Here is a 23,596-nt window from a genome sequence, read left to right on the forward strand (position 1 = left end):
GACCTAACTATCCAACCTGAGCACCGCAAGGAAGGCTTCTTGTGGAATTTCCACGTTGCCCACTTGCTTCATGCGTTTTTTACCGGCCTTTTGCTTCTCAAGCAGCTTGCGCTTACGGCTGACGTCGCCGCCATAGCATTTGGCCAGTACGTTCTTTCTGAGTGCCTTGACGGAGGTCCGCGCAATGATCTGCCCGCCAATGGCGGCCTGGATCGCGACGTCGAACATCTGGCGCGGAATCAGTTCTTTCATCTTCTCGGTCAGTTGGCGACCTTTGTAGTGCGCATTGTCCTTGTGGACGATGAGCGCCAGGGCATCAACCTTGTCACCGTTGATCAATACATCGAGCTTCACCAGGTTGGCCGATTGGTAGCGGTCAAAATGGTAATCCAGCGAAGCATAGCCGCGACTGGTGGATTTGAGGCGGTCAAAGAAGTCCAGGACCACTTCGTTCATCGGCAAATCATAGGTCACTTGTACCTGGGTACCGAGGAACAGCATGTCGTGCTGCACGCCACGCTTTTCGATACACAGGGTAATGACGTTACCCAGGTGCTCTTGCGGCACAAGAATATTGGCCCGCACGATCGGTTCGCGCATGTCTTCGATGGACGACAGATCCGGCAGCTTGGACGGGTTGTCGACGTAAATCGTTTCACCGGTTTTGAGCAACAGCTCAAAAATAACCGTTGGCGCGGTGGTGATCAGGTCCAGGTCGTACTCGCGCTCCAGGCGCTCCTGGATGATTTCCATGTGCAGCATGCCCAGGAACCCGCAGCGGAAGCCGAAGCCCAGGGCGTCGGAGCTTTCCGGGGTGTACTGCAACGACGAGTCGTTGAGGGTCAGCTTTTGCAGGGCTTCGCGGAAATCCTCGAAGTCGTCGGAGCTGACCGGGAACAGGCCGGCGTAGACCTGTGGCTGGATGCGCTTGAAGCCTGGCAGCACATCGACGTCCGGCGTGGAGCTGAGCGTCAGGGTGTCACCGACCGGTGCACCGTGGATGTCCTTGATACCGGCGATGATGAAGCCTACTTCACCGGCTTTCAGATCAGTGGTAGCGGTGTGCTTGGGGTTGAATACACCGACGCTGTCCACCAGATGGATCTTGCCGGTGGACTTGACCAGGATCTTGTCGCCCTTCTTCACCCGGCCATGGCGCACACGTACCAGGGACACAACGCCCAGATAATTGTCGAACCAGGAGTCGATGATCAACGCTTGCAGCGGATCTTCGTAGTTGCCGGTTGGTGCGGGAATGGTCTTGACCAGGCGTTCGAGCACTTCGTCGACACCCAGGCCGGTCTTGGCGCTGCACTCGACGGCGTCGGTGGCGTCAATGCCGATGATTTTTTCGATTTCTTCTTTCACGCGGTCCGGATCGGCCTGTGGCAGGTCGATCTTGTTCAGCACCGGCATGACTTCCAGGCCCTGCTCGATAGCGGTGTAGCAGTTGGCCACGGACTGGGCTTCTACGCCCTGACCCGCGTCCACCACCAGCAGCGCACCTTCACAGGCCGCCAGGGAACGGCTGACTTCGTAGGTGAAGTCGACGTGGCCCGGGGTATCAATGAAGTTCAGCTGGTACTTGATACCGTCTTTGGCGGTGTAGTACAGGGTAACGCTGTGGGCCTTGATGGTGATCCCGCGCTCGCGTTCGAGGTCCATGGAGTCCAGGACCTGGGCTTCCATTTCACGCTCGGCAAGGCCGCCGCACATCTGGATGAATCGATCGGCCAGCGTCGACTTACCATGGTCAATGTGGGCGATGATGGAGAAATTGCGGATATGACTCAAATCACTCACGGATCAACACTCAAAAAGGCTGCAGGCAGATTGCCCGCTGAAAAATAGCCGGGAATTGTACCTGATGCTCGGGCCAGACGTCATCTTTGGCGACCAATAACAAAAATGCCCCACTCTTGCGAACGGGGCATTTTTTGCTCAACAACAGCGGATCAACCGGCCCGCCGCAGCAGCCAGAACCCGGCCAGGGCACAGATGCCGGTTGGCACCAGCACCGCAAACAGCGGCGAGAAGCCGAATACCAGGCTCGACGGCCCCAGCAGATCCTGGGCAATGCGGAAGGTGAAACCGACCAGCACCCCGGTAAATACGCGCTGACCCAGGGTCACCGAGCGTAACGGGCCGAAAATAAACGAAATCGCCATCAACACCAGCGCGGCGGTCACCACCGGCTGCAACACCTTGACCCAAAATGCCAGCCAGTAGCGGCCGTTATTCAGGCCCTGCTCCTTGAGGTAGTGGATATAGCTCCACAGACCGGAGATCGGCAGGCTTTCGGGGATCATCACCACCGTATTGAGCAGTTCCGGCTTGAGCGCGATGTCCCAGGCCTGTGTCGGCTCGTTGATCACCTCGGTGCTGGCCTCGGTGCCTTTACCAGGGTTGCGGAAATGCGTGGTGGTCACATCGCTCAACACCCACTGGTTATCACTGAACTGTGCCCGCTTGGCAAAGCTCGACGACAGCATGTGGCGTTCTTCATCAAAACGATAACGGGTGACACCGACCAACAGGCCGCCGGGTTGTACCGCGTTGATGTGAATAAATTCATCACCCTGGCGGTGCCACAGGCCCCGCTTGGAGCTCTGGGCATCGCCCGAACCCTGGGCCAGCGCACGGTTGGCCTGGGCCGTGGTTTCCGCCGGTGGCGCCACGTACTCGCCGATCAGCACACTGGCAGCCATCAGCAGCAGCATGGGTTTCATCACGGCCCAGACGATACGGGCAACGGACACCCCCGCCGCACGCATGATGGTCAGTTCGCTGTTGCTGGCCAGGCTGCCCAGGCCGATCAGGCAACCGATCAGCGCGGCCATCGGCATCATGTCGTAGAGGCGGCGCGGCGCGGTCAGCGCCACGTAGCTCAGTACGTCAGTGACCGTATAGGTATCGGTGACGTTGCCCACTTCATCAATGAAGGCAAACAACGACGCCAGGCCGAGGATGATGCCCAATACCGCCAGGATGGCGACCAGTACGCTGCTACCGATGTAGCGATCCAACTTACCCACGAGCCATCTCCTTCATGCCGCGACGGCTCTGCATTTTCAAACGAATCGGTTCCCAGTACAGCAGGCCCAGGCCAATCATCAGGAAGATGCCGTGGACCCACCACAACCCCAGGGTCGGCGACAGCTTGCCCTTCTCCAGGGAGCCACGGGCGGAAATCAGGATGGTCAGGTAGGCCATGTACAGCAGGATCGCCGGCAGCAACTTGAGGAAGCGGCCCTGGCGCGGGTTGACCCGGGACAGCGGCACCGCCATCAAGGTGACGATAAACACCAGCAGCGGCAGGGAAATACGCCATTGCAGCTCGGCAATCGAGCGTAATTCCTTGCTGCCGATCAGGGCCTGGGTCGGGATGGCATCGCGGTCGGTAACCTCGCCACTCACATCCGGCCGGGCCAGCATGACCCCGTAGGTGTCGTACTTGATGGCGCGGTAGTCGGCCTGGCCGGGGCTGCCGTCGTAGCGATAGCCGTTCTCCAGGATCAGGTATCGGCTGCCGTCCGGACGCACTTCCTGGCGCCCGCTATCGGCCACCAAAACGGAAATGCCACGGTCTTTCTTGTCCTGGCCCAGGCGCTTCTCGGAGATGAATACACCGCCGAGGTTGGCCCGATCATCGGTCATGCGCTCGGTGTAGGTCACGCGGGTGCCATCGTTGAGGGCCTGGAAGCGCCCCGGTTCGAGGGTGTCGAACTCGGTCATGGCGTCCTGTTTATTGAGCACCAGTTGGAACTGCATGGCGCCCTGGGGGGCCAGGCTCAGGCTCAGCCAGGCCACCACCAGCGCCACGCCGGTGGCCGGGACCATGGTCATCGCCAGCAGGCGCTGCTGGCTCATGCCGGTGGCCGACAGCACGGTCATCTCGCTTTCGAGGTAGAGCCGGCCATAGGCCAGCAGGATCCCGAGAAACAGGCCCAACGGCAGGATCAACTGCAAAAAGCCTGGCAGGCGAAAGCCCATGATCAGGAACAGCGAGCCCGGATCCAGGGCACCCGAGGCGGCCTGGGCCAGGTATTTGACGAAACGACCACTCATGATGATGACCAGCAATACCGCACTCACGGCACTCAGGGTCAGCAGAACTTCGCGGGACAGATAACGGAAGACGATCAAACCAGACACTCCAGGGTTGTCAGGCTAAGGCGGCCAAACAAGCAAGCATATCAAGTCGCCCCGTTGACACGGGCCGGCGAAAAAGATGGCGCATTATCCTGTGATTGTCCGCGCCTGTCACGGAGCTTGCTCACACCGGTGCACAAAGCTGGCGTCAAGGGTTGTCAGGCCTGGGCGGCGCGGTACAAACTGCGGGCTTTGTCGCGGTCGCCTACAGGTGGCCCAGCCTACAGGCCGGAGTACAGACTCCAGGCTCTTTGACCTTATATAAGGGACCCGAACATGGAATTGGTTGTAAAAAGCGTTAGCCCCGAAACGTTGAAGACCGCCACCCTCGTGGTCGCCGTCGGCGAAGGCCGCAAGCTCGGCGCCGCCGCCAAGCAAGTCGACGAACTGAGCGGTGGCGCCATCAGCGCCGTGCTCAAGCGTGGCGACCTGGCCGGCAAGGTCGGGCAAAGCCTGCTGCTGCAAAGCCTGCCTAACCTCAAAGCCGACCGCGTATTGCTGGTAGGCGTGGGCAAGGACGCTGAACTGGGCGACCGCCCGTTCCGCAAGATCATCAGCGCCATCCTCAGCACCCTCAAGGGCCTGGGCGGCAGCGATGCGGCACTGGCGCTGGACGAAATCGTGGTCAAGGGCCGCGACAGCTATGGCAAGACCCGCCTGCTGGCCGAAACCCTGCTGGATGGCGGCTACACCTTCGACCAGTTCAAGAGCCAGAAAGCCGAACCCCGCGCCCTGAAGAAAATCACCCTGCTGACCATCAAGGCCGCACAGGCTGAAGTCCAGCGTGCCGCGACCCACGCCCAGGCCATCGCCGCCGGCATGGCGTTCACCCGCGACTTGGGCAATATGCCACCAAACATCTGCCACCCGACCTACCTCGGCGAACAGGCCAAGGCACTGGGCAAAGAGTTCAAGGGCCTGAAGGTCGAGGTCCTGGACGAGAAGAAGATCAAGGAACTGGGCATGGGCTCGTTCTATGCCGTGGGCCAGGGCAGCGACCAACCACCACGCCTGATCGTCATGCAATACAACGGCGGCAAGAAAGCCGACAAGCCGTTCGCCCTGGTTGGCAAAGGCATCACCTTCGATACCGGCGGCATCAGCCTCAAGCCTGGCGCCGGCATGGACGAAATGAAGTACGACATGGGCGGCGCCGCCAGTGTCTTCGGTACCCTGCGTGCCGTGCTCGAACTCAAGCTGCCGATCAACCTGGTGTGCATCCTGGCCTGCGCCGAGAACATGCCGAGCGGCGGTGCTGCGCGCCCTGGCGATATCGTCACCACCATGAGCGGCCAGACCGTGGAAATCCTCAACACCGACGCCGAAGGCCGCCTGGTGCTGTGCGATGCCCTGACCTACGCCGAGCGCTTCAAGCCGCAGGCGGTGATCGACATCGCCACCTTGACCGGCGCCTGCATCGTTGCCCTGGGTTCCCACACCTCGGGCCTTTTGGGCAACAACGACGAGTTGGTCGAGCAACTGCTCAGCGCCGGCAAGGCTGCCGACGACCGCGCCTGGCAATTGCCGCTGTTCGATGAGTACCAGGAGCAACTGGACAGCCCGTTCGCCGACATCGCCAACATTGGCGGGCCAAAGGCCGGCACCATCACCGCCGCTTGCTTCCTGTCGCGCTTTGCCAAGAACTTCAACTGGGCCCACCTGGATATCGCCGGCACTGCCTGGACCAGCGGCGGCAAGGACAAGGGCGCTACCGGTCGTCCGGTTCCGCTGCTGACCCAGTACTTGCTGGATCGCGCCAAGGCCTAAACCTCACGGCCACTGCTTGACCCTGTAGGAGCGAGCTTGCTCGCGAAAAACGTCAACGATAACGCGTACAGCCTGAATAAACGCGTTGCTCTTGAGTTCTTCGCGAGCAAGCTCGCTCCTACAGGGGAAAGCAGGCAAGGCTGCTCCAGGAAATGTAATGACCCAAGTCGACTTCTATATATTGCCCAGCGCCGATCCATCCGCTCGCCTGGACTTTGCCTGCAAGCTCACGGAAAAGGCCTGGCGCATGGGCCACCGCATCTACCTGCATTGCAGCGATGCCGCCCAGCGTGACGACCTCGATGCCCGCCTGTGGCGCTTCAAGGGCGAGAGCTTCGTGCCCCATGGCCCTGCAGAATCAGAGCCAGACGGTTTGGTGGCATTGGGCCTGGGCGACAGTTGCGGCGATCACCATGACCTGCTGGTCAACCTGGACCTGAAAGTGCCGGCCTTCGCCAAGGGTTTCGCCCGCGTGGCGGAAGTGGTGGTGGAAGATCCGGCTATTCGTCAGGCCGCGCGGGAGAGTTTCCGTTTCTACCGCGAACAGGGCTATTCTCTGCAAGATCACCGATTACAGCGACTCTGAGCACACGATGGACACTCCCAACCCGATTAAAAAAGATGACCACCTGCTGGACGACCTTGAATCGATCCGCCAGTTGCTGGGTGATGACAACCTGCAACCGCCGCTGCTGACCGATACCGTCGCAGAAGAGGTACAGATTCCCCTGCTGTTCGATATGGTCGGCGCCAAACCCGCCGCTGCCGAACCAGTCGAGCCGCCCACCGTCCAAGCCGAACCCGTCGCCGAAAAGGCCCCCGACGCCCTGCTGCTGCACCTGGACAACGAACTGCGCGCCGCTGCGCAATTGATCATGCAGGACGTGATCGACGATTTTGCCCCGCATATCGAAACCGAGATCAAGCGCCGGATGGATGCGCGCATGGAGCGGTTGCTCAGCCAGTACCAGTCTTAAGCCACGCAGATACCCCCTGTGGGAGCAAGCCCGCTCCCACATTTGGTCAGCGCAAGTCTTAAGCCCCTCTTCATCTCGCCCTCTCCCCTATCCCCCGTTATACTTGTCGGCTTTCCTGAATAAATGCCAACTAGGGTCCCGCCGCGCATGGATAAGACCTACCAGCCGCACGCCATTGAAACTTCCTGGTACAACACCTGGGAATCCGAGAATTACTTCGCCCCTCAAGGCGCGGGTGATTCCTACACGATCATGATCCCGCCGCCGAACGTCACCGGCAGCCTGCACATGGGTCACGGTTTCAACAACGCGATCATGGACGCCCTGATCCGTTTCCGCCGCATGCAGGGTCGCAACACCTTGTGGCAGCCGGGCACCGACCACGCGGGTATCGCCACCCAGATGCTGGTGGAACGCCAACTGGAAGCCACCGGCCAAAACCGTCACGACCTGGGCCGCGAAAAGTTCCTGGAGAAGGTCTGGGAATGGAAGGACCAGTCCGGCGGCAATATCAGCCGTCAGATCCGTCGCCTGGGCTCGTCGGTGGATTGGAGCCGCGAGCGCTTCACCATGGACGATGGCCTGTCGGAAGCGGTGAAGGAAGCCTTCGTGCGCCTGCATGAAGATGGCCTGATTTATCGCGGCAAGCGCCTGGTCAACTGGGACACCAAGCTGCACACGGCGATTTCCGACCTTGAAGTGGAAAACCACGACGAGAAAGGTTTCCTGTGGAACCTCAAGTACCCACTGGCCGACGGCGCCAAGACCGCCGAGGGCAACGACTACCTGATCGTCGCCACCACCCGTCCGGAAACCATGCTCGGCGACTCCGCCGTGGCCGTTAACCCGAACGATGAGCGCTACCAGGCACTGATCGGCAAGTTCGTCGAACTGCCGCTGGTGGGTCGTCGCATCCCGATCATCGCCGATGACTACTGCGACCCTGAATTCGGTACCGGTTGCGTGAAAATCACCCCGGCCCACGATTTCAACGACTATGAAGTCGGCAAGCGCCACAACCTGCCGCTGCTGAATATCTTCGACAAGAATGCCGCCGTTCTGCCGGCCTGCCAGGTGTTCAACCTCGACGGTACGCTCAATGACAGCATCGATGGCAAGATCCCGGCCGAATACGCCGGTCTCGATCGTTTCGAAGCGCGCAAGCAAATCGTTGCTGCCTTCGACGCTGCTGGCCTTTTGGTCAGCGTGGATGACCACGCCCTGAAAGTGCCGAAAGGCGACCGCTCCGGTACCATCATCGAGCCATGGCTGACCGACCAGTGGTACGTCTCCACCAAGCCGCTGGCAGAACCTGCGATTGCTGCCGTGGAAGATGGCCGTATCCAGTTCGTGCCCAAACAGTACGAAAACATGTATTTCTCGTGGATGCGCGACATCCAGGATTGGTGCATCAGCCGTCAACTGTGGTGGGGCCACCGGATTCCGGCCTGGTACGACGAGTCGGGCAAGGTCTATGTCGGCCGTGACGAGGCCGAAGTGCGCGCCAAGCACAACCTCGGCGCAGACGTGACGCTGCAACAGGACAACGACGTACTGGATACCTGGTTCAGTTCGGGCCTGTGGACCTTCTCGACCCTGGGCTGGCCGCAGCAGACCGAGTTCCTGAAGAAATTCCACTCCACCGACGTGCTGGTCACCGGTTTCGACATCATTTTCTTCTGGGTTGCCCGGATGATCATGCTCACCATGCATTTGGTGAAGAACGAGGACGGCACCCCGCAGGTGCCGTTCAAGACCGTGTACGTGCACGGCCTGGTCCGCGACGGCCAGGGCCAGAAGATGTCCAAGTCCAAGGGCAACGTCCTCGACCCGCTGGACATCATCGACGGCATAGACCTGGAAACCCTGGTGCAAAAACGCACCTCGGGCCTGATGCAGCCGAAACTGGCGAAAAAGATCGAGAAGCAGACCCGCGACGAGTTTGCCGACGGCATCGCCAGCTACGGCACCGACGCCCTGCGCTTCACCTTCTGCTCGCTGGCGTCCACCGGTCGCGACATCAAGTTCGACATGGGCCGCGTCGAAGGCTATCGCAATTTCTGCAACAAGATCTGGAACGCGGCGCGCTACGTGCTGGACAAGGGCGAAGACTGCGGCCAGAACGGCGAAGCCTTTGAACTGAGCCTGGCCGATCGCTGGATCATCTCGCAGTTGCAGCGCACCGAAGCCGAAGTGACCCGCCAACTCGACCAGTTCCGTTTCGACCTGGCCGCGCAGGCCTTGTACGAGTTCATCTGGAACCAGTATTGCGACTGGTACCTGGAACTGTCCAAGCCGGTGCTGTGGGACGAAAACGCCCCGATCGAACGCCAGCGCGGCACCCGTCGCACCCTGGTGCGCGTGCTGGAAGTGGCGCTGCGCCTGGCGCACCCGTTCATGCCGTTCATCACCGAAGAAATCTGGCAGCGCCTGGCGCCGCTGGCCGGTATCGAAGGCAAGACCATCATGCTGCAACCTTGGCCAGTGGCCAATGAAGCCCGCATCGACGAGGCGGCCGAAAGCGATATCGAATGGCTCAAGGCCCTGATGCTCGGCACGCGCAATATCCGCGCCGAGATGAACATCGGCCCGGGCAAGCCATTGGCGGTGTTCGTGAAGAACGCCAGTGCCGAGGACCAGCGCCGTCTCACCGAGAACGACGCCCTGCTCAAGAAGCTGGCCAAGCTGGAGTCGATCACCGTATTGGCCGCTGGCGCCGAAGCACCGCTGTCCGCTACCGCACTGGTTGGCGAGATGGAAGTGCTGGTGCCGATGGCCGGCCTGATCGACAAAGATGCCGAACTGGCGCGCCTGGACAAGGAAATCCTGCGCCTGCAAGGCGAGGTGCAGCGCGTCGGCGGCAAGCTGTCCAACGCCGCCTTCGTTGACAAGGCCCCGGCCGAAGTCATCGACAAGGAACGCGCCAAGCTGGCCGAGGCCGAGCAGGCCTTGGGCAAGTTGGCGGAGCAACATGCGCGGATTTCCAGCCTGTAAGGGCCGGCCTGCGTTAAAAAAGAGACCTTCGGGTCTCTTTTTTTTGGTGTTGAAACCCAATCAATGTGGGAGCTGGCTTGCTCGCGAATGCGGTATATCAGACACACACCCAATAACTGACACACTGCATTCGCGAGCAAGCCCGCTCCCACATTTAACCGAGATCAACTTCGGAATGTGTGACAATACTCACCACTTTTGAAGCAACCCCAGAATCGACGTAGCCCATGACCGCCCCCAGCACGCCAAAACCTCCGCGCAAGAAGCCGAAAACCGCCGCCACGGCCAAGCCCGTCGTGCCACGCAAAGAGGCCACTCTGCACCCACGCAACCGCCACCAGGGCCGTTACGACTTCCCGGCGCTGATCAAGACCACGCCGGAACTGGCCCAGTTCGTGATCCTTAACCCTTACGGCAAGGAAAGCATCGACTTCGCCAGCCCCGATGCGGTGCGGGTATTCAACCGGGCGTTGCTCAAGGCGTTCTATGGCGTGCAGCACTGGGATATCCCGGCTGACTACCTGTGCCCACCGGTGCCGGGCCGTGCCGATTACGTGCACTTCCTCGCCGACCTGCTGGCCAGTGTCAATGACGGCAAGATTCCCCGTGGCTCGATCGTCAAGGTGCTGGACATCGGCATGGGCGCCAACTGCGTCTACCCGCTGATCGGCTACATGGACTACCGCTGGAATTTCCTCGGCTCCGAGATTGACCCGACAGCGGTCGCCGCGGCCAAGGCCATCGTGCAGTCCAACGACCTGAGCAAGGTGATCCAGCTACGCCAGCAAACCAATCCCAAGCACATCCTGCTGGGCCTGCTGGAGCCGGGTGAGCGGTTTGACCTGACCATGTGCAACCCGCCCTTCCATGCGTCCATGGACGAAGCGACCAAAGGCAGCGAGCGTAAATGGCGTGCCCTGGGCAAGGCCGACCCCAAGCGCAAGTTGCCGGTGCTGAACTTCGGTGGCCAATCGGCAGAGCTGTGGTGTGAAGGCGGTGAAGCACGCTTTGTCACGCAGTTGATCGCCGAAAGTGCGCACTTTGCCCATAAAGTGCTGTGGTTCAGCACCCTGGTGTCAAAAGCCTCCAACCTGCCCGCCATCGAGACTGCGCTGAAAAAAGCCGGTGTGCTGGAAAGCCAGGTGGTGGAGATGTCCCAGGGCCAGAAACAGAGCCGTTTTGTGGCCTGGACCTTCCAGACCAAGAACGAGCAGCAGCTCTGGCGCCAGCGCTGGGTGCGCTAAGCTCGCTCCTGTAGGAGCGAGCTCGCTCGCGAAGAACGCCAACGATCACGTGTTCTCCCTGGTTTAACGCGGTGTGCTTTAGTTCTTCGTCGGAACGCCGCCCGGAGACAAGCTCGCTCCTACAGATAAAGCAAAAAACGCAGGCAACAAAAAACCGTGCCCGGATCGCTCCGGAGCACGGTTTTTTTACTGCGTCTTACTTGTTGACCGAATCGGTCAGGCCTTTGGCCACAACCAGCTTGATCACTTTCTTGGCAGCGATTTCGATGGCAGCGCCAGTCGAAGGGTTACGGCCGGTACGGGCTGGACGCTCGGTCACTTTCAGTTTGCCAACACCTGGCAGAGTGATTTCGCCGCCGTTGTCCAGCTGGTCACCAACGATCTGAGCCAGTTGCTCCAGTACTGCACGTACTTGAACCTTGGTGGTGTCAGTGGATTCGGCGATATCAGCGATCAGTTGGTCTTTAGTCAAAGCCATTGTGGTGTTCCTTCCCTATCAAATTCATTTGGATTGCAGAGTGCAGTGTCAGCCATCGAGCCCGACCATCATGGCCTGGCACCCCTGGCCATAACCGCGAGAGATCGGGGTTATAGATGCCTGAAACGGGGTTTGGTTCGACCTGACAAATGCTGAATGCACGCTTAACGCCGATACATCGCGTAAGACGGGGCAAAACTAGCACAGAGACGGGGAAATATCCGCTTCTACCTACCCATTTGGTCAGCTTTATCGCTCTAAACCGTGAAAAAAAGGCATATGAGCCGTCAGAGGGCTCCCGAAACCGCTTCAAACGACGCCGGGACCAACGGGTGCGGTACACTGGCAACTTTTTCCGGGAGGCCGACCGCTCCCGCCCAACCAGCCGAGAAGCCCATGCCGATCCGTCATTGCATCGTCCACCTGATCGACAAAAAACCCGACGGCACGCCCGCAGTTCTCCACGCCCGTGACTCCGAATTGGCCGAGTCCGCCGCCATCGAGAACATGCTCGCCGATCTCAACGAGAGCTATAACGCCAAACAAGGCAAGGCCTGGGGTTTCTTCCATGCCGAGTCCGGCGCGCACCCGTTCAGTGGCTGGTTGAAGGAGTATTTCGACGGCGGCAAGGATTTCACCGCCTTCAGCCGGATCGCGGTGGAACATCTGCAGAAACTGATGGAGGAGTCCAACCTCTCTGTCGGCGGCCACGTGCTGTTTGCCCACTACCAGCAGGGCATGACCGACTACCTGGCCATCGCCCTGCTGCACCACAGCGAGGGCGTGGCCGTGACCGATCAGCTCGACGTGACCCCGTCGCGTCACCTGGACCTGGGCCAGTTGCACCTGGCGGCGCGGATCAACGTCTCCGAATGGCAGAACAACAAGCAGTCCAAGCAGTACATTTCCTTTATCAAGGGTAAGAACGGCAAGAAGGTCTCGGAGTACTTCCGCGACTTTATCGGCTGCCAGGAAGGGGTCGATGGGCCGGGCGAGACCCGTACCCTGCTCAAGGCCTTCAGCGACTTCGTCGAGAGCGAAGACCTGCCGGACGAGTCCGCCCGCGAGAAAACCAAGACCCTGGTGGACTACGCCAGCAGCCAGGCCAAGCTCGGCGAACCGATGGGCCTGGAAGAACTTTCGGGCTTGATCGATGAAGATCGGCCAAAGGCCTTCTACGATCACATCCGCAACAAGGATTACGGCCTGTCCCCGGAAATCCCGGCGGATAAGCGCACCCTCAACCAGTTCCGCCGCTTCACCGGGCGCGCCGAAGGCTTGTCCATCAGCTTTGAAGCGCATTTGCTGGGCGACAAGATCGAGTACGACGAGGCCGCCGGCACCCTGATCATCAAGGGCCTGCCGACCCAACTGACCGACCAGCTCAAGCGCCGCAACTGATGCTTGGCGGGGTCCTGAAAAAAGTCCTGCTGGTGTTGCTGGTGGTGGTGGTGTTCCAGAACTGGGGCAAGATCCAGCGGGTGTTCAACCCCTCGCAGGTGGTCTCGGAGCAGACCCGGGCGTCAGCGCGGGTGGTGCTTTATGCCACCCAGTGGTGCGGCTACTGCAAGCAGATCCAGCGATTCCTGGATCAGAAGGGCATTCCCTACAAGAGCGTCGATATCGACCAGGATCCCGAAGGCCGCAAGGCCTATCAAGCGCTGGGCGGCGGCGGGATTCCGTTTGTGGATGTGAACGGCACGCTGATTCGCGAATACAACCCCGAGGCCATCCTGTCGGCACTAACCCCGTAGGAGCGAGCTTGTCTCCGGGCGGCGTTCCGACGAAAAACGTACAGGCGACGCAGGTTAACTGTTAGCGCTGCGTTATCGTTGACGTTCTTCGCGAGCAAGCTCGCTCCTACAGTGGGATACCCCTGGCGCGGGAAGTGCCACGGCCGAAGCTCAATACCCGCGCATACCAGGCCGGCGGCCTACCGTTGGGCCTGATGGGAACTGATCAATCAGATTGATAAGCCCGCGCCAGACACTCCTTGGCGCTTTTCCTGAGTTTTTTGATCAGCCGCTCCTGGCGCAGGGCTTCGCCCTTGCTGGCACAGGCTTCGGTGTAGACCAGTGCCACGGCGGGGCTGGACAGGAAAAACCGCGCACCCTTGCCGCTCTGGTGCACAGCAAAGCGGCGTACCGGGTCGTTACTGATCCCGCAATAGAGCGAGCCATTGGCCGCACGCACCAAGTAGACAAACCAAGGCTTGGGAACGACGGGTTCAGAAGGATTGTTCACAACGGACTCTGGCCAAGCAAAGAAACGCTGATCTTATCAACGACTGGCCTGGAACGCCTTCAACCCTTTTAATGCCTGGCTACGCACCGCATTGCGCACCAACGGCGTCCAGCCCAGCAACAGGCCCTTGGTACCCAGCGCCTGGCGCGACCAGCGCCACAGGTCGAAGTGATCGTGGTGCTCGCAGATCTTGCCATCGCGAAACACAAAGCGCGCCTGGATATCGTTGACCACAGTGTTGCCAGTCTGGCTGAACAGGTAGGTGGCCACCCAGTGGGCGTTGCCGGTGGCGTCATCGCTGCGCACGCTGTCGAAGGTCAGGGAAAAGTCCTTGGCCCGGGTGGTGAGCATGCGCCACATGTCACCGGCATCACGTCCACGTAGTTCGCCGAACGCCGGGTCGCTGAACACCACGTCGTCGGTATAGCAGGCGCTCATGGCCTCGGCATCCAGGCGCTTGAAGGCGCTGTAGAACTCGGTAATCAGGGCGTTATGGGCATCGCGCATGGGCAGCATCCAGCAAAGGCTTGGAAAGTCACGATAGTGTGCAAAGACCTGGAGCACCATCGATATTGACGCCCGAAATGCCAAGGGTGTGCCCCTATGGCACCATGCCGCAGCTGCGGGCATAGGCAAATAGATCCACATCGGTGGAAATACATAGCCGGTTCATCGCCGTGCTTTTCTGTTTGCTGATGGTGGAGATGCTGCGATTGACCCGTACGGCGATCTGACTGACCGTCATGCCGCTGGCGAGCATACGCACCACTTCCCGCTCCTTGCCGGACAACTGTGGCTGCTGCGACTGATCCCCCGTGCCAGCCTCCACCAGTTGAACCCGCAGGCATTCGCTGACAAAGGTCTGCCCAGCGCTCACCGCCTTGATCGCCTGGGGCAACTCTTTGGCCGAGGCACTTTTGGCGACAATGGCCTGGGCGCCATGGGCAAAGGAGGCACGCAAGGTGGCGACATTGGCAAACATGGTCACCAGAATCACGGGCAACTTCGGATACTGGCGGCGCAGCAGGCTCAGCAAGCCATAGCCGTCGGCCTGCTGGCCTCCCGGCATAGCGAAATCAGTCACCAGCACATCACAAGAAGTGCTTTCCAGCAGCCGAAGCAATTCATCCGGGCCCTCGGCTTCCCCCACCACTTTGCATCTGCTATTCGCCTCGATCACCACTCTCTGCCCGATACGTACAATGGGATGATCGTCAGCAATAATTACGCGAAGCATTAGGTACCCACGAATGATGGCAATTTGAGTCCGCGCAAAATACCTCCGCCAGCCGCCCTCAACAACCGCCTAAGTCCCGCGCTTTTTTCGCCGAGATCAATGTTTGGTAGTTACCCAACCAAAACCTACAAAATAAAAAGAAAACACCTACATCCAAAGCCTTCAACACAGAACTCCATCCCCCTACAAATCGCCGAGCACATCACAACGAGCCCAGGTAAACGAGGTAGGCCCGCAGGTCCGTCTGGAACGCTTCCAGCTGCGGTTTTGTCAACACAATGCCTTGGGTATGGACATGCTCGATCAGGCGCATCCCGCGCAACTCCAACTCTGCGACGCCGAGAAAGGCCAGACTTCCCACCAGGCGATGCAGGCGTTCGGCAGTCAGCGGCACATTCAGGGTCATGCGGGCGTGATCCAGGGCTGCACTGTCTTCCCGGGCCTCACAAAGCAGACTGGCGAGCATCTGATTCACCACGCGGGCATCACCAAAGCTTTCGATCAGGTCAATACGGCTCGGCCAGAGTTCCGAGACCGGCGCGTGCAGCTTCGCATCGGCCGGGCCGGGCAGCCACAATGCCAATACGCTATGCAGTTGCTCAAGGGACAACGGCTTGAGCAACCAGGCGTCCATACCCGCATCGCGACAGCGTTGGGGATCGTCGTGTACCAGGTTACCCGTCAATGCAATGATCGGCACTCGCGCCAGGTCGTTGGCACACTCACGACGACGGATAGCACGACTCATGCTGTAGCCGTCCATCAGTGGCATCTGGCAATCGCTGATGACCAGATCGAAAGGGCATTCGGCGAGGGCCGCCAGCCCGTGTAGCCCATCGCCAACCAATTGATGGCCCAACCCTAGCTTCTTCAGAAACCACCCCATCAAGGCGCGATAGGCAGAGTGGTCCTCCACCACCAATACCTTCAGATGTTGCCAATGCGGTGGCGGAACGGTCGAGGGTCTCAGTTCACGGGAAAGCACTGCGTTCAACGATACGCCAGTCTCCATGTTCACCTCAGTGTTGCGATCAGTTCTACAGCGCCCGGCTGGCACTGACGCAACGGTCAGAGAGCGCATCACAAACACTCATATGACCGCCATCGCCACCTAAAAATATCGCTATGAACGCCTTGGTGACGATGCAACTACTACGAAAAAACCACTTGTCCTACATGCCAAACAAACTATTCCGACATGGCACAAGCGGTTTTTTATCCGCCCCGCCATTGTCGTAATAGTTGTATTCCCCCAGTCCCCGCCTCTCGATAAATTGCGCCCACCCCAACCAGAGGGAACAGGGATGCCGCACTGCGGCAGACCTGAAACAGATACGCCAAGCCGCCTTGCAACCTGCCCCTGTCCAGGGAAAGGCATTGCCCTGCGCGCTTCAACAGCCGACCTTGCACTGGAACAACCTGAAAATGAACAAATCCCTAACCCTGCTGGGCACTGCCCTGTTGCTCGCCAGCTCTGCATCTGCCTTTGCCGCCAGCTCCGTGGACCTGACGGTAAAGGGCCTGATCACACCCAACGCCTGCACACCAACCCTCTCCGGCGGCGGTGTTGTCGACCATGGAAAGATCGCCTCCAAGGACCTGGTACAGAACAACCCGACATCCCTTCCCAGGTTCACGCTGCAACTGACGATCAATTGCGAAGGCCTCACCGCCATGGCCATCAGGCCCATCGACAACCGTGCCGGAACATCCACCGGCAGCAGCGATTTCGGCCTGGGCCTGATCAATGAGAACAAGAAACTCGGCAGGTTTTATCTGACGCCTCTGAACATGGTGGCTGATGCCGTCGCTGTACAACCCATCGCGTCTAGCGATGGTGGCAGTACCTGGTATGCAGAGAGGCTCTGGGAACTGCAAACCCTGTGGGGTGTGGGTGCCCTGGATGATGCCACGGCGCTGATCCCGGTAAAGGATCTGGTCATGGACCTTGAAGTAGCCACCCAAATCGCTCGCGCGGATCAGTTTGATTTCAGCGAAGAGCAGCCTATCGACGGTTCCGGAACGCTGGAAGTGATGTACCTGTAATGCCAAACCAGAACGCCAGGAGGGCTCACACAATGCACTTTCTTCGCAGCATCCCCTTGGTTGCCTGCCTAGCCGGCGTATCGTCAATCGCAATGGCCGCCAGCAATACCGACCTCACGGTCAAAGGCAGTATCACCCCCAGCGCCTGTGCCCCACTGATCTCCGGAGGAGGCATGGTCGACTTCGGAAAATTGGCGGTCAAAGACCTGAACGCCGAGCAGTACACCTCACTGCCCAACCAATCCATACAATTGAGCGTGCGCTGTGAAGCACCGACGTTTTTCACCCTGACCACCATCGATAACCGCGCAGGCTCCTCCGCCAATCACGACTTCTGGCATGGACTGGGGATGACACCGGAAGGCGAAAAGCTCGGCGGTACCGCCTTTCATCTGTATGCCCCTGTGGCTGATGGTGTCGCTGTACGCACCATCACCTCACAAGACGGCGGCGTGACGTGGCTGCCGACCAGCCTGCTCACCCACACCATGCTGACGGCCGTCGCAATAGGTAACCAACTGGTACCCATCGCGGTACAGAATTTCGACGCCGAGATCCGCCTGTACGCCCATATCGCCCCCGCCGACGACCTGACCCTGACCGATGAAGTCCCCGTCGACGGGCACGCCACGGTCCAGGTCAACTACCTCTAAGCGCCACACATAAACGCTATCAAAAGGAATTCGCCGCCATGAAGCCCCTGTTTACGGCCATCGCCACCGGCCTGATGTTCCTCGGTTCCACCACCGCTTATGCTGCCTCCACCGTGGACCTGACCGTCAAGGGGCTGATCGTGCCCAGCGCCTGCACACCGAACATGAGCAGTGGCGGGATCATCGACCACGGCAAGATCTCCGCAAAAGACCTGCGTCCGGACAATCCCACATTGATCGGTACACACGTCATGACCCTGGTGGTGGTATGCGAAGCCCCCATCCAGTTTGCCCTGCACTCCATCGATAACCGTGCCGGTTCATCCATCATGTCTTCCGACTATGGCCTGGGCCTGATCAACGGCACCCAGAAGCTGGGCTGGTTCCAACTGATGCTACGCAACGCCGTTGCCGATGGGGCACAGATGCAAACAATCGCTTCGTCCGATGGCGGCAATACCTGGTACAGCGAAAAGCTCTGGGACGCCGGCTTGTACATGGCGCTGGCCACTCTGGACGATGCCACCCAACCGGCCGCCATCAAGGAACTGGTAACCGAGTTGGTGGTAGACACCTCCATCGCCCGCACCGATGGCCTGGACCTGAGCAACGAGGTCACGCTCGACGGCTCGGCCACCCTTGAAGTGAAGTACCTGTAAGCCTTGGGCGCCCATGCCTGGCTGGAACAGGCAGGCATGGGTATTTTTTCCGTAGCGGCCGTCTGCACCTCGGCCAGTGGCGCCAACCGATGAATACCTACCCTCGCCTCCTGGCGATAGTGCTTTTGCTGAGCAACGTCACTACGGCCTTCGCCGCATCTTTTGTCGAAATCACCGTGACCGGGCGGCTGACGCCGGATGCCTGTCACGTCGAGCTATCAGACGAGGGTATGGTCGATTACGGAAAAATTCCTGCTCATACCCTCAACCCCAATGAGTTCACCATGCTGCCCAGCCGCTTACTGGAACTGAGTGTGCAGTGCTCCAGGCCCATGCTGTTTGCCCTGGTAGGGGTCGACAACCGAGCCGAGTCCTCACTGGGCCCAAGCGTTTACAGCCTGGGCAGAAACATCCACGTGCCTGCCGAGCGCCTGGGGTCAGTGGCGCTGTCTTATCGCAACCCGCTGGGCGACGCGCTCTCCATGCAAGCCCTGGCCTCCAGCGACAACGGTGAAACCTGGGCACCGGCCCCCAATGCCCCCCCCAGATCCTACGTCGGCTTTGCTCCCCCCGGTGATCGGCAGCCCGACTTCATCGGCCAGTTAAGCGCCCAACTGCAAATCGACACCGCCATCAACTTTGCCCAATACCTGACCCTGAATCAGGAGGTGCCCCTCGATGGCTCCATCGTGCTGGATTTGCGCTACCTCTGAGCTCTTCATATTTCCCCTATGGAAAACCCCGTCATGACGACAGCATTGTTGAAAACTGTGGCCAGTATCGCGGCCCTGACGCTACTGTTTGGCACGTGTGCACAGGCCGACGGAATGGTTCCGGATACCTCCGTGGTGATCATTTACGAAGCCGATGGCGAAACCGCCGTGTCGGTCACCAACACCGACAGTCAACTCGCCTTGCTACACGTCACCCTGGAAGACATTCCCGAAGACACCGAACCGTTGTTAGTGGTCACTCCACCGCTATCGCGGGTCGAGGCGTCCAAATCACAACTGGTACGTTTCATCCTGCAAAATCAGCAACCCTTGCTCACCCAGCGCCTCAAGCGGGCGATCTTCGAAGGCATGCCTCAGGGCCGTCCAGCCACTGAAGCCGGGCATGCGCGGGTTGGCGTGACGGTGCGCCAGAACCTGCCGGTGATCATTCATCCCAGGGGCCTGGCCCCCAATCGCACACCGTGGACCGGGCTTGCCTGGTCGCTAAATGACAACACCTTGCAGGTGCGCAATGACAGCCCGTATGTCGTACGCCTGGCCCAGGAACTGCGCCTGCTCCCGGGTGACGGCAAGGCGATGCTGCCGCGCACCTACGTGTTGCCGGGAGAAACCCTGAGTGTGCCAGCCACCGGCGGCCCGGCCAGCAAAGTCCGACTGCAGCCGGCCACGGTGTATGGCTTTGCAGTCGCCGCCTATGAAGCTCCGATTACCTGACCACTAAACATCAGGCGCCCGGCGCCTGCATAACGAAGTGACGGCTCGAAGACCGTCACCAGGGCGCACCAACGCCCATCATTTGAGTGCCCTTCGTGAAAACAGTATTGAGCTACCGTGACGGCAAAGCCGTGCCCGAGATTCCTGCGCGTATCGCCTTGCCCGCGCTGCTGTTGGCATGCGCCCTGTTGCCCGGCAGAGGCTGGGCCGCAGAACGACCAGGCTTTGATGCCACGACCCTGCACCAGCGTGGTATTGATCCACAACTGGCCAGCCTGTTGCTGGACGCACCGCGCTTTACCGCCGGCCGGCATGCCGTCAGCCTGCAGGTCAACGGCCAGCGCCGGGGGCGGCTGGAAGTGGGCTTTGATCAACAGGGTACGCTGTGTTTTGACCGTGCCCTGTTGGACGCTGCCAACCTGTTGGTCCCCAGCGACGACGGCCCCTGTCATGCCTTTCTCGCACAATATCCACAAAGCGTGGTGGAGCCCGACCCGGCCAGTCTCACGGTCTCTCTGGTCGTACCGACCGAGGCCTTGCGGCCATTGCAACAGGACATCTCGGGTTATGAAACCGGCGGCGTTGCCGGCCTGCTCAACTACGATCTCACCGGGTTTTACAATCGCTTTGGCGATGGCGACAGCCGGTTTGGCTCGGCCAATACCGAGGTCGGCTTCAATGCCGGTGACTGGATCGTGCGCAGCCGCCAGGTACAGACCTGGCAGGACAGCCTGTCGCGCAGCACCCATCTGGAGGCTTATGCGCAACGCACCTTTGCCAGCCATCAGGCGGTGCTGCAAGCCGGGCAGATCAATCTCTACAACCCGGTGTTGTCCGGCGCGCAAATCACGGGGGTCCAGGTACTCACCGAACAGGCCCTTCAAGAACAAGGCCAAGGCGCGACCATCAACGGTATCGCCAACAGCCCGGCGCAAGTCGAAGTGCGGCAGAACGGCGCGTTGATTCACTCAACAGTGGTCCCCGCCGGGCCGTTTTCCCTGACAGATGTACGACGCTTGAATTCACGCTCGGACGTCGACGTCACCGTCAGGGAAAGCAGCGGTGACGAGCGGCAGTTCACCGTCCCAGCCGCCATGCTCGGCCTCGGGTTGCCAGCGCCAGGTTATTCAGTGGCCGCGGGACGCGTGCGCAACATCGGTGATACCCAGGGCGAGGATCCGTGGGTAGCCAGTGCGGGCTGGACCGGCGCCGTGCACCCGCAACTGTCCCTGGGCAGCGGCGTGCTGGCGTCCAGCGAATACCGCGCGGCGGGGCTGAGCCTGGGCTGGCTGCCGTGGCTGGACAGTCAAGTGCAACTGTCCAGCCAGGTCGCCGATGCGCAGGCACGGGACAAAGCCCGCGGGCTGCAGACCGACCTGTCCTGGTCCCAGCGCCTGAATGATCAATGGTCGTTCAGCGTGGCCAATTCCTGGCGCACACCGGGCTATCGGGAGCTGGAAGAAGCCACCTACGAACCCGAGACTACGCAGCAGCGTCGCTCACGTTATCGCGATCAGCAAAGCGCCACCCTGGGTTGGTCCCATCCCTGGTTGGGCGCCTTCAGCGCCGGGGTTTCGCGCTCCAGCAGCTTTGATGGCGACAGCAGCAGCCGCGGCCTGGTGTCCTGGGGCAGCAGTGTGCGTGGGGTGTCGCTGTCGGCCAGTGCGGAATGGCAAATGGGGGGCCGTCAGCAGCAAGACAATGCGGCGTACCTGAATATCAGCCTGCCCCTGGGCGAGAACCGTCGGGTACGCAGTTGGGTGCGCAACTCGGGCGGCGAGCACCGCACCGGCCTCGGTTTGAACGAGCAGATCGACGATCAACTGAGTTACCGCGTCAGCGCCGAACACGACAGCCGCGACCAGCAGGTAGAAACCACCCTCGGCCTCTCGGCCCTGCCCCGCTACAGCCAGCTCGACTTCAGCTACAGCCGCTCCGATGCCGAACGTTCAAGTTATCAAGGCAGTGCCCGTGGCGGTGTGGTGGTGCATGGCGGTGGCGTAACGCTGTCGCCCTATCCGGTGCGTGACACCTTCGCCCTGGTCGCGGTCGGCGATATGCAGGGCATCAAGCTGAGCACCCCCAGCGGTCCGGTATGGACCGACTGGCAAGGCCAGGCCGTGGTGCCACAGTTGAGCGCTTATGGCCGCAGCCCGGTGGAAGTGCAGACCCGCTCGCTGCCGCGTAACGCTGATATCAACAACGGCCTGGCGATGATCGCTGCCGGGCGCGGCGCCGTGGATCGGGTCGACTTCGGCGTGACCCTGACACGCAGGGCATTGCTCTACGTGCGCAACGAACAGGGCACGCCACTGCCACGCGGGGCGTCCGTCACCACCGCTAGCGGTGAGTTCGTGACCCTGGTTCAAGACGGCGGCCAGGTGTTCCTGCCCAATGTGCTTGAGCAACCGCAACTGTGGGTCAGTGCACCTGGAATGGCGCGTTGTGCCTTGTGGTTCGAGTTGCCGGAAAAAAGCGACCCGCGGGTGTATTTCGAAACCGCACCTGCCCGATGTGATCAGTCATGAGGACAATCACCATGGATATAATTTCTGCCCTGCCACGTCTGGCCGTGACGCTGATGCTGGTGATATTCACCAGCAACGCCGTCGCCGAGGACGAATGCCAGTTGAACATCAGCGAAGCACTGCTGGACTTCGGTCTGATGAGCCGTATTGCCCAACGTGACAGCGCGTCTGAACGCCCCCTGGGTGAGCGGCGCATGAGCCTGAACTTCAGCTGTCCACAACCTGCCGATATGAGTCTGTTTTATAGAGCCCTGGCAGCCAATACCCAGCGCCTGCAGTTCACCGAGCATGGCAGTTACGCGATCCAGGCCAGCGACGCAGTACTGGACGGCAACGCTGTGGAGCTTGGCTTGGTCCCAGCACTCGGCCAACCGCCGGTGGCTCGCGGCACTCTGCTGAACTGGCGCACGAACCACGGCATCGCGCCGGTCAAGGGCGATACGGTACTCAGCGGCCAGCACTTTTCCGTGCAATTGACCTTCAGTGCCTTTGCCGATATCGCTGCCACACGGGTCAAGGACACCACCACCTGGGAAGTACCAGGGACAATCTATAGCCGCCAGAGCGGTCGCTACCGGGAACTGACCCTGCGCGCCCACTTTGCACCCGCCGCGTGCATGCCGCAGCTGTCCAATGGTGGCCTGGTCGATTACGGCACCTTGTTGGCCAAGGACCTGAGCAGCACCAACGAAAACCCACTGCCCACCCGTACCCTGCAATTTTCTGTCAGTTGCGATGCGCCCACGCCCTTCGCCCTGCTGATGCACGACAACCGCTTCGGTACAGCGACCGGCGGCACCGATGAAACCGCCTATGGCCTGGACCTGGACAACAGCCGGAACAAGATCGGCCGCTACTACCTGAACATCGACCCCGCGGATTTCACCGCCGATGCCTACGGCACGCTCTACCGTACGGACTCCACCAGCAGCGGCCAGGCCTGGAGCAGCTCCAGTGCACGACAGATTCCTATCGCCGCCAACAGCCTCATGGGATTTACCAACAGCGCCGGCAATACCCTTGGCCCGATCGCGTTGCAAAACCTGGCCGGTACCGTCCGTATCAAGGCCTACCTGGCCCCCACCCAGTCCCTGGATCTACGCACGGTGGTACGCATCAACGGCTCGGGCACCCTGGAAATCATCTACCTCTAGCCTCTGGAATCCACC

General features: G+C 60.4%; 22 protein-coding genes. 14 read left to right on the top strand and 8 right to left on the bottom strand.

The genetic code is table 11. The annotated features are described in order from the left end of the window. Positions 1–3 precede the first annotated feature (3 nt). The 3 genes from lepA to lptF form a co-directional block, all read right to left on the bottom strand. The gene (gene lepA, locus BFQ03_RS23950) at positions 4–1,803 is read right to left on the bottom strand and encodes a translation elongation factor 4 (RefSeq protein ID WP_032859966.1); all 1,800 of its coding nucleotides are present in this window, start codon (positions 1,801–1,803) and stop codon (positions 4–6) included. Between the two features lie 152 nt (positions 1,804–1,955). Continuing rightward, a complete protein-coding gene (gene lptG / locus BFQ03_RS23955) occupies positions 1,956–3,035 on the bottom strand; it encodes an LPS export ABC transporter permease LptG (RefSeq protein ID WP_032859967.1) in 1,080 nt (359 codons plus the stop codon). Then, positions 3,028–4,146 carry an LPS export ABC transporter permease LptF gene (gene lptF / locus BFQ03_RS23960; protein ID WP_032859968.1) on the bottom strand — a complete coding sequence of 373 codons (1,119 nt, stop codon included), beginning with the start codon at positions 4,144–4,146 and terminating at the stop codon, positions 3,028–3,030. The genes lptG and lptF overlap by 8 nt, the downstream gene beginning before the upstream one ends. A 282-nt stretch (positions 4,147–4,428) precedes the next feature. Between lptF and BFQ03_RS23965 the strand changes: the two genes are divergently transcribed. From BFQ03_RS23965 to rlmF, 5 genes are all read left to right on the top strand, one after another. Beyond that, positions 4,429–5,919, top strand: coding sequence for a leucyl aminopeptidase (locus BFQ03_RS23965; RefSeq protein ID WP_032859969.1), 1,491 nt, complete (start codon positions 4,429–4,431; stop codon positions 5,917–5,919). Positions 5,920–6,076: 157 nt separating this feature from the next. Further along, positions 6,077–6,505: a DNA polymerase III subunit chi gene (locus BFQ03_RS23970; protein ID WP_032859970.1), complete on the top strand. Its 429-nt coding sequence runs from the start codon at positions 6,077–6,079 to the stop codon at positions 6,503–6,505. Positions 6,506–6,512: 7 nt separating this feature from the next. Next, positions 6,513–6,896 (top strand): hypothetical protein, encoded by a 384-nt coding sequence (locus BFQ03_RS23975; RefSeq protein ID WP_032859971.1) that lies wholly within the window; start codon positions 6,513–6,515, stop codon positions 6,894–6,896. A 147-nt stretch (positions 6,897–7,043) separates the two neighbouring features. Beyond that, positions 7,044–9,890 (top strand): valine--tRNA ligase, encoded by a 2,847-nt coding sequence (locus BFQ03_RS23980; RefSeq protein WP_032859972.1) that lies wholly within the window; start codon positions 7,044–7,046, stop codon positions 9,888–9,890. A 227-nt stretch (positions 9,891–10,117) separates the two neighbouring features. After that, positions 10,118–11,134, top strand: a complete 1,017-nt coding sequence (gene rlmF, locus BFQ03_RS23985; protein WP_032859973.1) for a 23S rRNA (adenine(1618)-N(6))-methyltransferase RlmF — start codon at positions 10,118–10,120, stop codon at positions 11,132–11,134. A 196-nt stretch (positions 11,135–11,330) separates the two neighbouring features. Here the strand turns inward: rlmF and BFQ03_RS23990 are convergent, their stop codons facing one another. After that, the gene (locus BFQ03_RS23990) at positions 11,331–11,612 is read right to left on the bottom strand and encodes an HU family DNA-binding protein (protein ID WP_032859974.1); all 282 of its coding nucleotides are present in this window, start codon (positions 11,610–11,612) and stop codon (positions 11,331–11,333) included. Positions 11,613–12,008: 396 nt separating this feature from the next. On the opposite strand from BFQ03_RS23990, the gene yejK reads away from it, so the two are divergent. Continuing rightward, complete coding sequence (gene yejK / locus BFQ03_RS23995) at positions 12,009–13,013, top strand: nucleoid-associated protein YejK (RefSeq protein WP_065944170.1); 1,005 nt, start codon at positions 12,009–12,011, stop codon at positions 13,011–13,013. After that, on the top strand, positions 13,013–13,366 hold the full coding sequence (locus BFQ03_RS24000) for a glutaredoxin family protein (protein ID WP_032859976.1): 354 nt from the start codon (positions 13,013–13,015) through the stop codon (positions 13,364–13,366). The genes yejK and BFQ03_RS24000 overlap by 1 nt, the downstream gene beginning before the upstream one ends. A gap of 205 nt (positions 13,367–13,571) precedes the next feature. Here the strand turns inward: BFQ03_RS24000 and BFQ03_RS24005 are convergent, their stop codons facing one another. From BFQ03_RS24005 to BFQ03_RS24020, 4 genes are all read right to left on the bottom strand, one after another. Beyond that, the gene (locus BFQ03_RS24005; protein WP_065944171.1) at positions 13,572–13,856 is read right to left on the bottom strand and encodes a GIY-YIG nuclease family protein; all 285 of its coding nucleotides are present in this window, start codon (positions 13,854–13,856) and stop codon (positions 13,572–13,574) included. A gap of 36 nt (positions 13,857–13,892) precedes the next feature. Continuing rightward, a complete protein-coding gene (locus BFQ03_RS24010; protein WP_032859978.1) occupies positions 13,893–14,363 on the bottom strand; it encodes a nuclear transport factor 2 family protein in 471 nt (156 codons plus the stop codon). A 94-nt stretch (positions 14,364–14,457) separates the two neighbouring features. After that, positions 14,458–15,093, bottom strand: coding sequence for a response regulator (locus BFQ03_RS24015; RefSeq protein WP_032859979.1), 636 nt, complete (start codon positions 15,091–15,093; stop codon positions 14,458–14,460). A gap of 202 nt (positions 15,094–15,295) precedes the next feature. After that, on the bottom strand, positions 15,296–16,105 hold the full coding sequence (locus BFQ03_RS24020) for a response regulator (RefSeq protein WP_065944172.1): 810 nt from the start codon (positions 16,103–16,105) through the stop codon (positions 15,296–15,298). 413 nt (positions 16,106–16,518) lie between these two features. Between BFQ03_RS24020 and BFQ03_RS24025 the strand changes: the two genes are divergently transcribed. The 7 genes from BFQ03_RS24025 (at position 16,519) to BFQ03_RS24055 (ending at position 23,581) form a co-directional block, all read left to right on the top strand. After that, on the top strand, positions 16,519–17,139 hold the full coding sequence (locus tag BFQ03_RS24025) for a DUF1120 domain-containing protein (RefSeq protein WP_032859981.1): 621 nt from the start codon (positions 16,519–16,521) through the stop codon (positions 17,137–17,139). A 32-nt stretch (positions 17,140–17,171) separates the two neighbouring features. Next, positions 17,172–17,792 carry a DUF1120 domain-containing protein gene (locus BFQ03_RS24030; protein WP_032859982.1) on the top strand — a complete coding sequence of 207 codons (621 nt, stop codon included), beginning with the start codon at positions 17,172–17,174 and terminating at the stop codon, positions 17,790–17,792. A gap of 38 nt (positions 17,793–17,830) precedes the next feature. Further along, positions 17,831–18,451 carry a DUF1120 domain-containing protein gene (locus BFQ03_RS24035; protein ID WP_065944173.1) on the top strand — a complete coding sequence of 207 codons (621 nt, stop codon included), beginning with the start codon at positions 17,831–17,833 and terminating at the stop codon, positions 18,449–18,451. Positions 18,452–18,540: 89 nt separating this feature from the next. Beyond that, positions 18,541–19,164 (top strand): DUF1120 domain-containing protein, encoded by a 624-nt coding sequence (locus BFQ03_RS24040; protein WP_065944174.1) that lies wholly within the window; start codon positions 18,541–18,543, stop codon positions 19,162–19,164. 33 nt (positions 19,165–19,197) lie between these two features. Continuing rightward, on the top strand, positions 19,198–19,899 hold the full coding sequence (locus BFQ03_RS24045) for a fimbria/pilus chaperone family protein (RefSeq protein ID WP_032859984.1): 702 nt from the start codon (positions 19,198–19,200) through the stop codon (positions 19,897–19,899). Positions 19,900–19,994: 95 nt separating this feature from the next. Then, the gene (locus tag BFQ03_RS24050; protein ID WP_175403918.1) at positions 19,995–22,427 is read left to right on the top strand and encodes a fimbria/pilus outer membrane usher protein; all 2,433 of its coding nucleotides are present in this window, start codon (positions 19,995–19,997) and stop codon (positions 22,425–22,427) included. An 11-nt stretch (positions 22,428–22,438) separates the two neighbouring features. Then, positions 22,439–23,581 carry a DUF1120 domain-containing protein gene (locus BFQ03_RS24055; RefSeq protein WP_082445570.1) on the top strand — a complete coding sequence of 381 codons (1,143 nt, stop codon included), beginning with the start codon at positions 22,439–22,441 and terminating at the stop codon, positions 23,579–23,581. Positions 23,582–23,596 lie beyond the last annotated feature (15 nt).

This window comes from Pseudomonas sp. 25 R 14, assembly GCF_900004755.1.
GTDB lineage: Bacteria > Pseudomonadota > Gammaproteobacteria > Pseudomonadales > Pseudomonadaceae > Aquipseudomonas > Aquipseudomonas brenneri.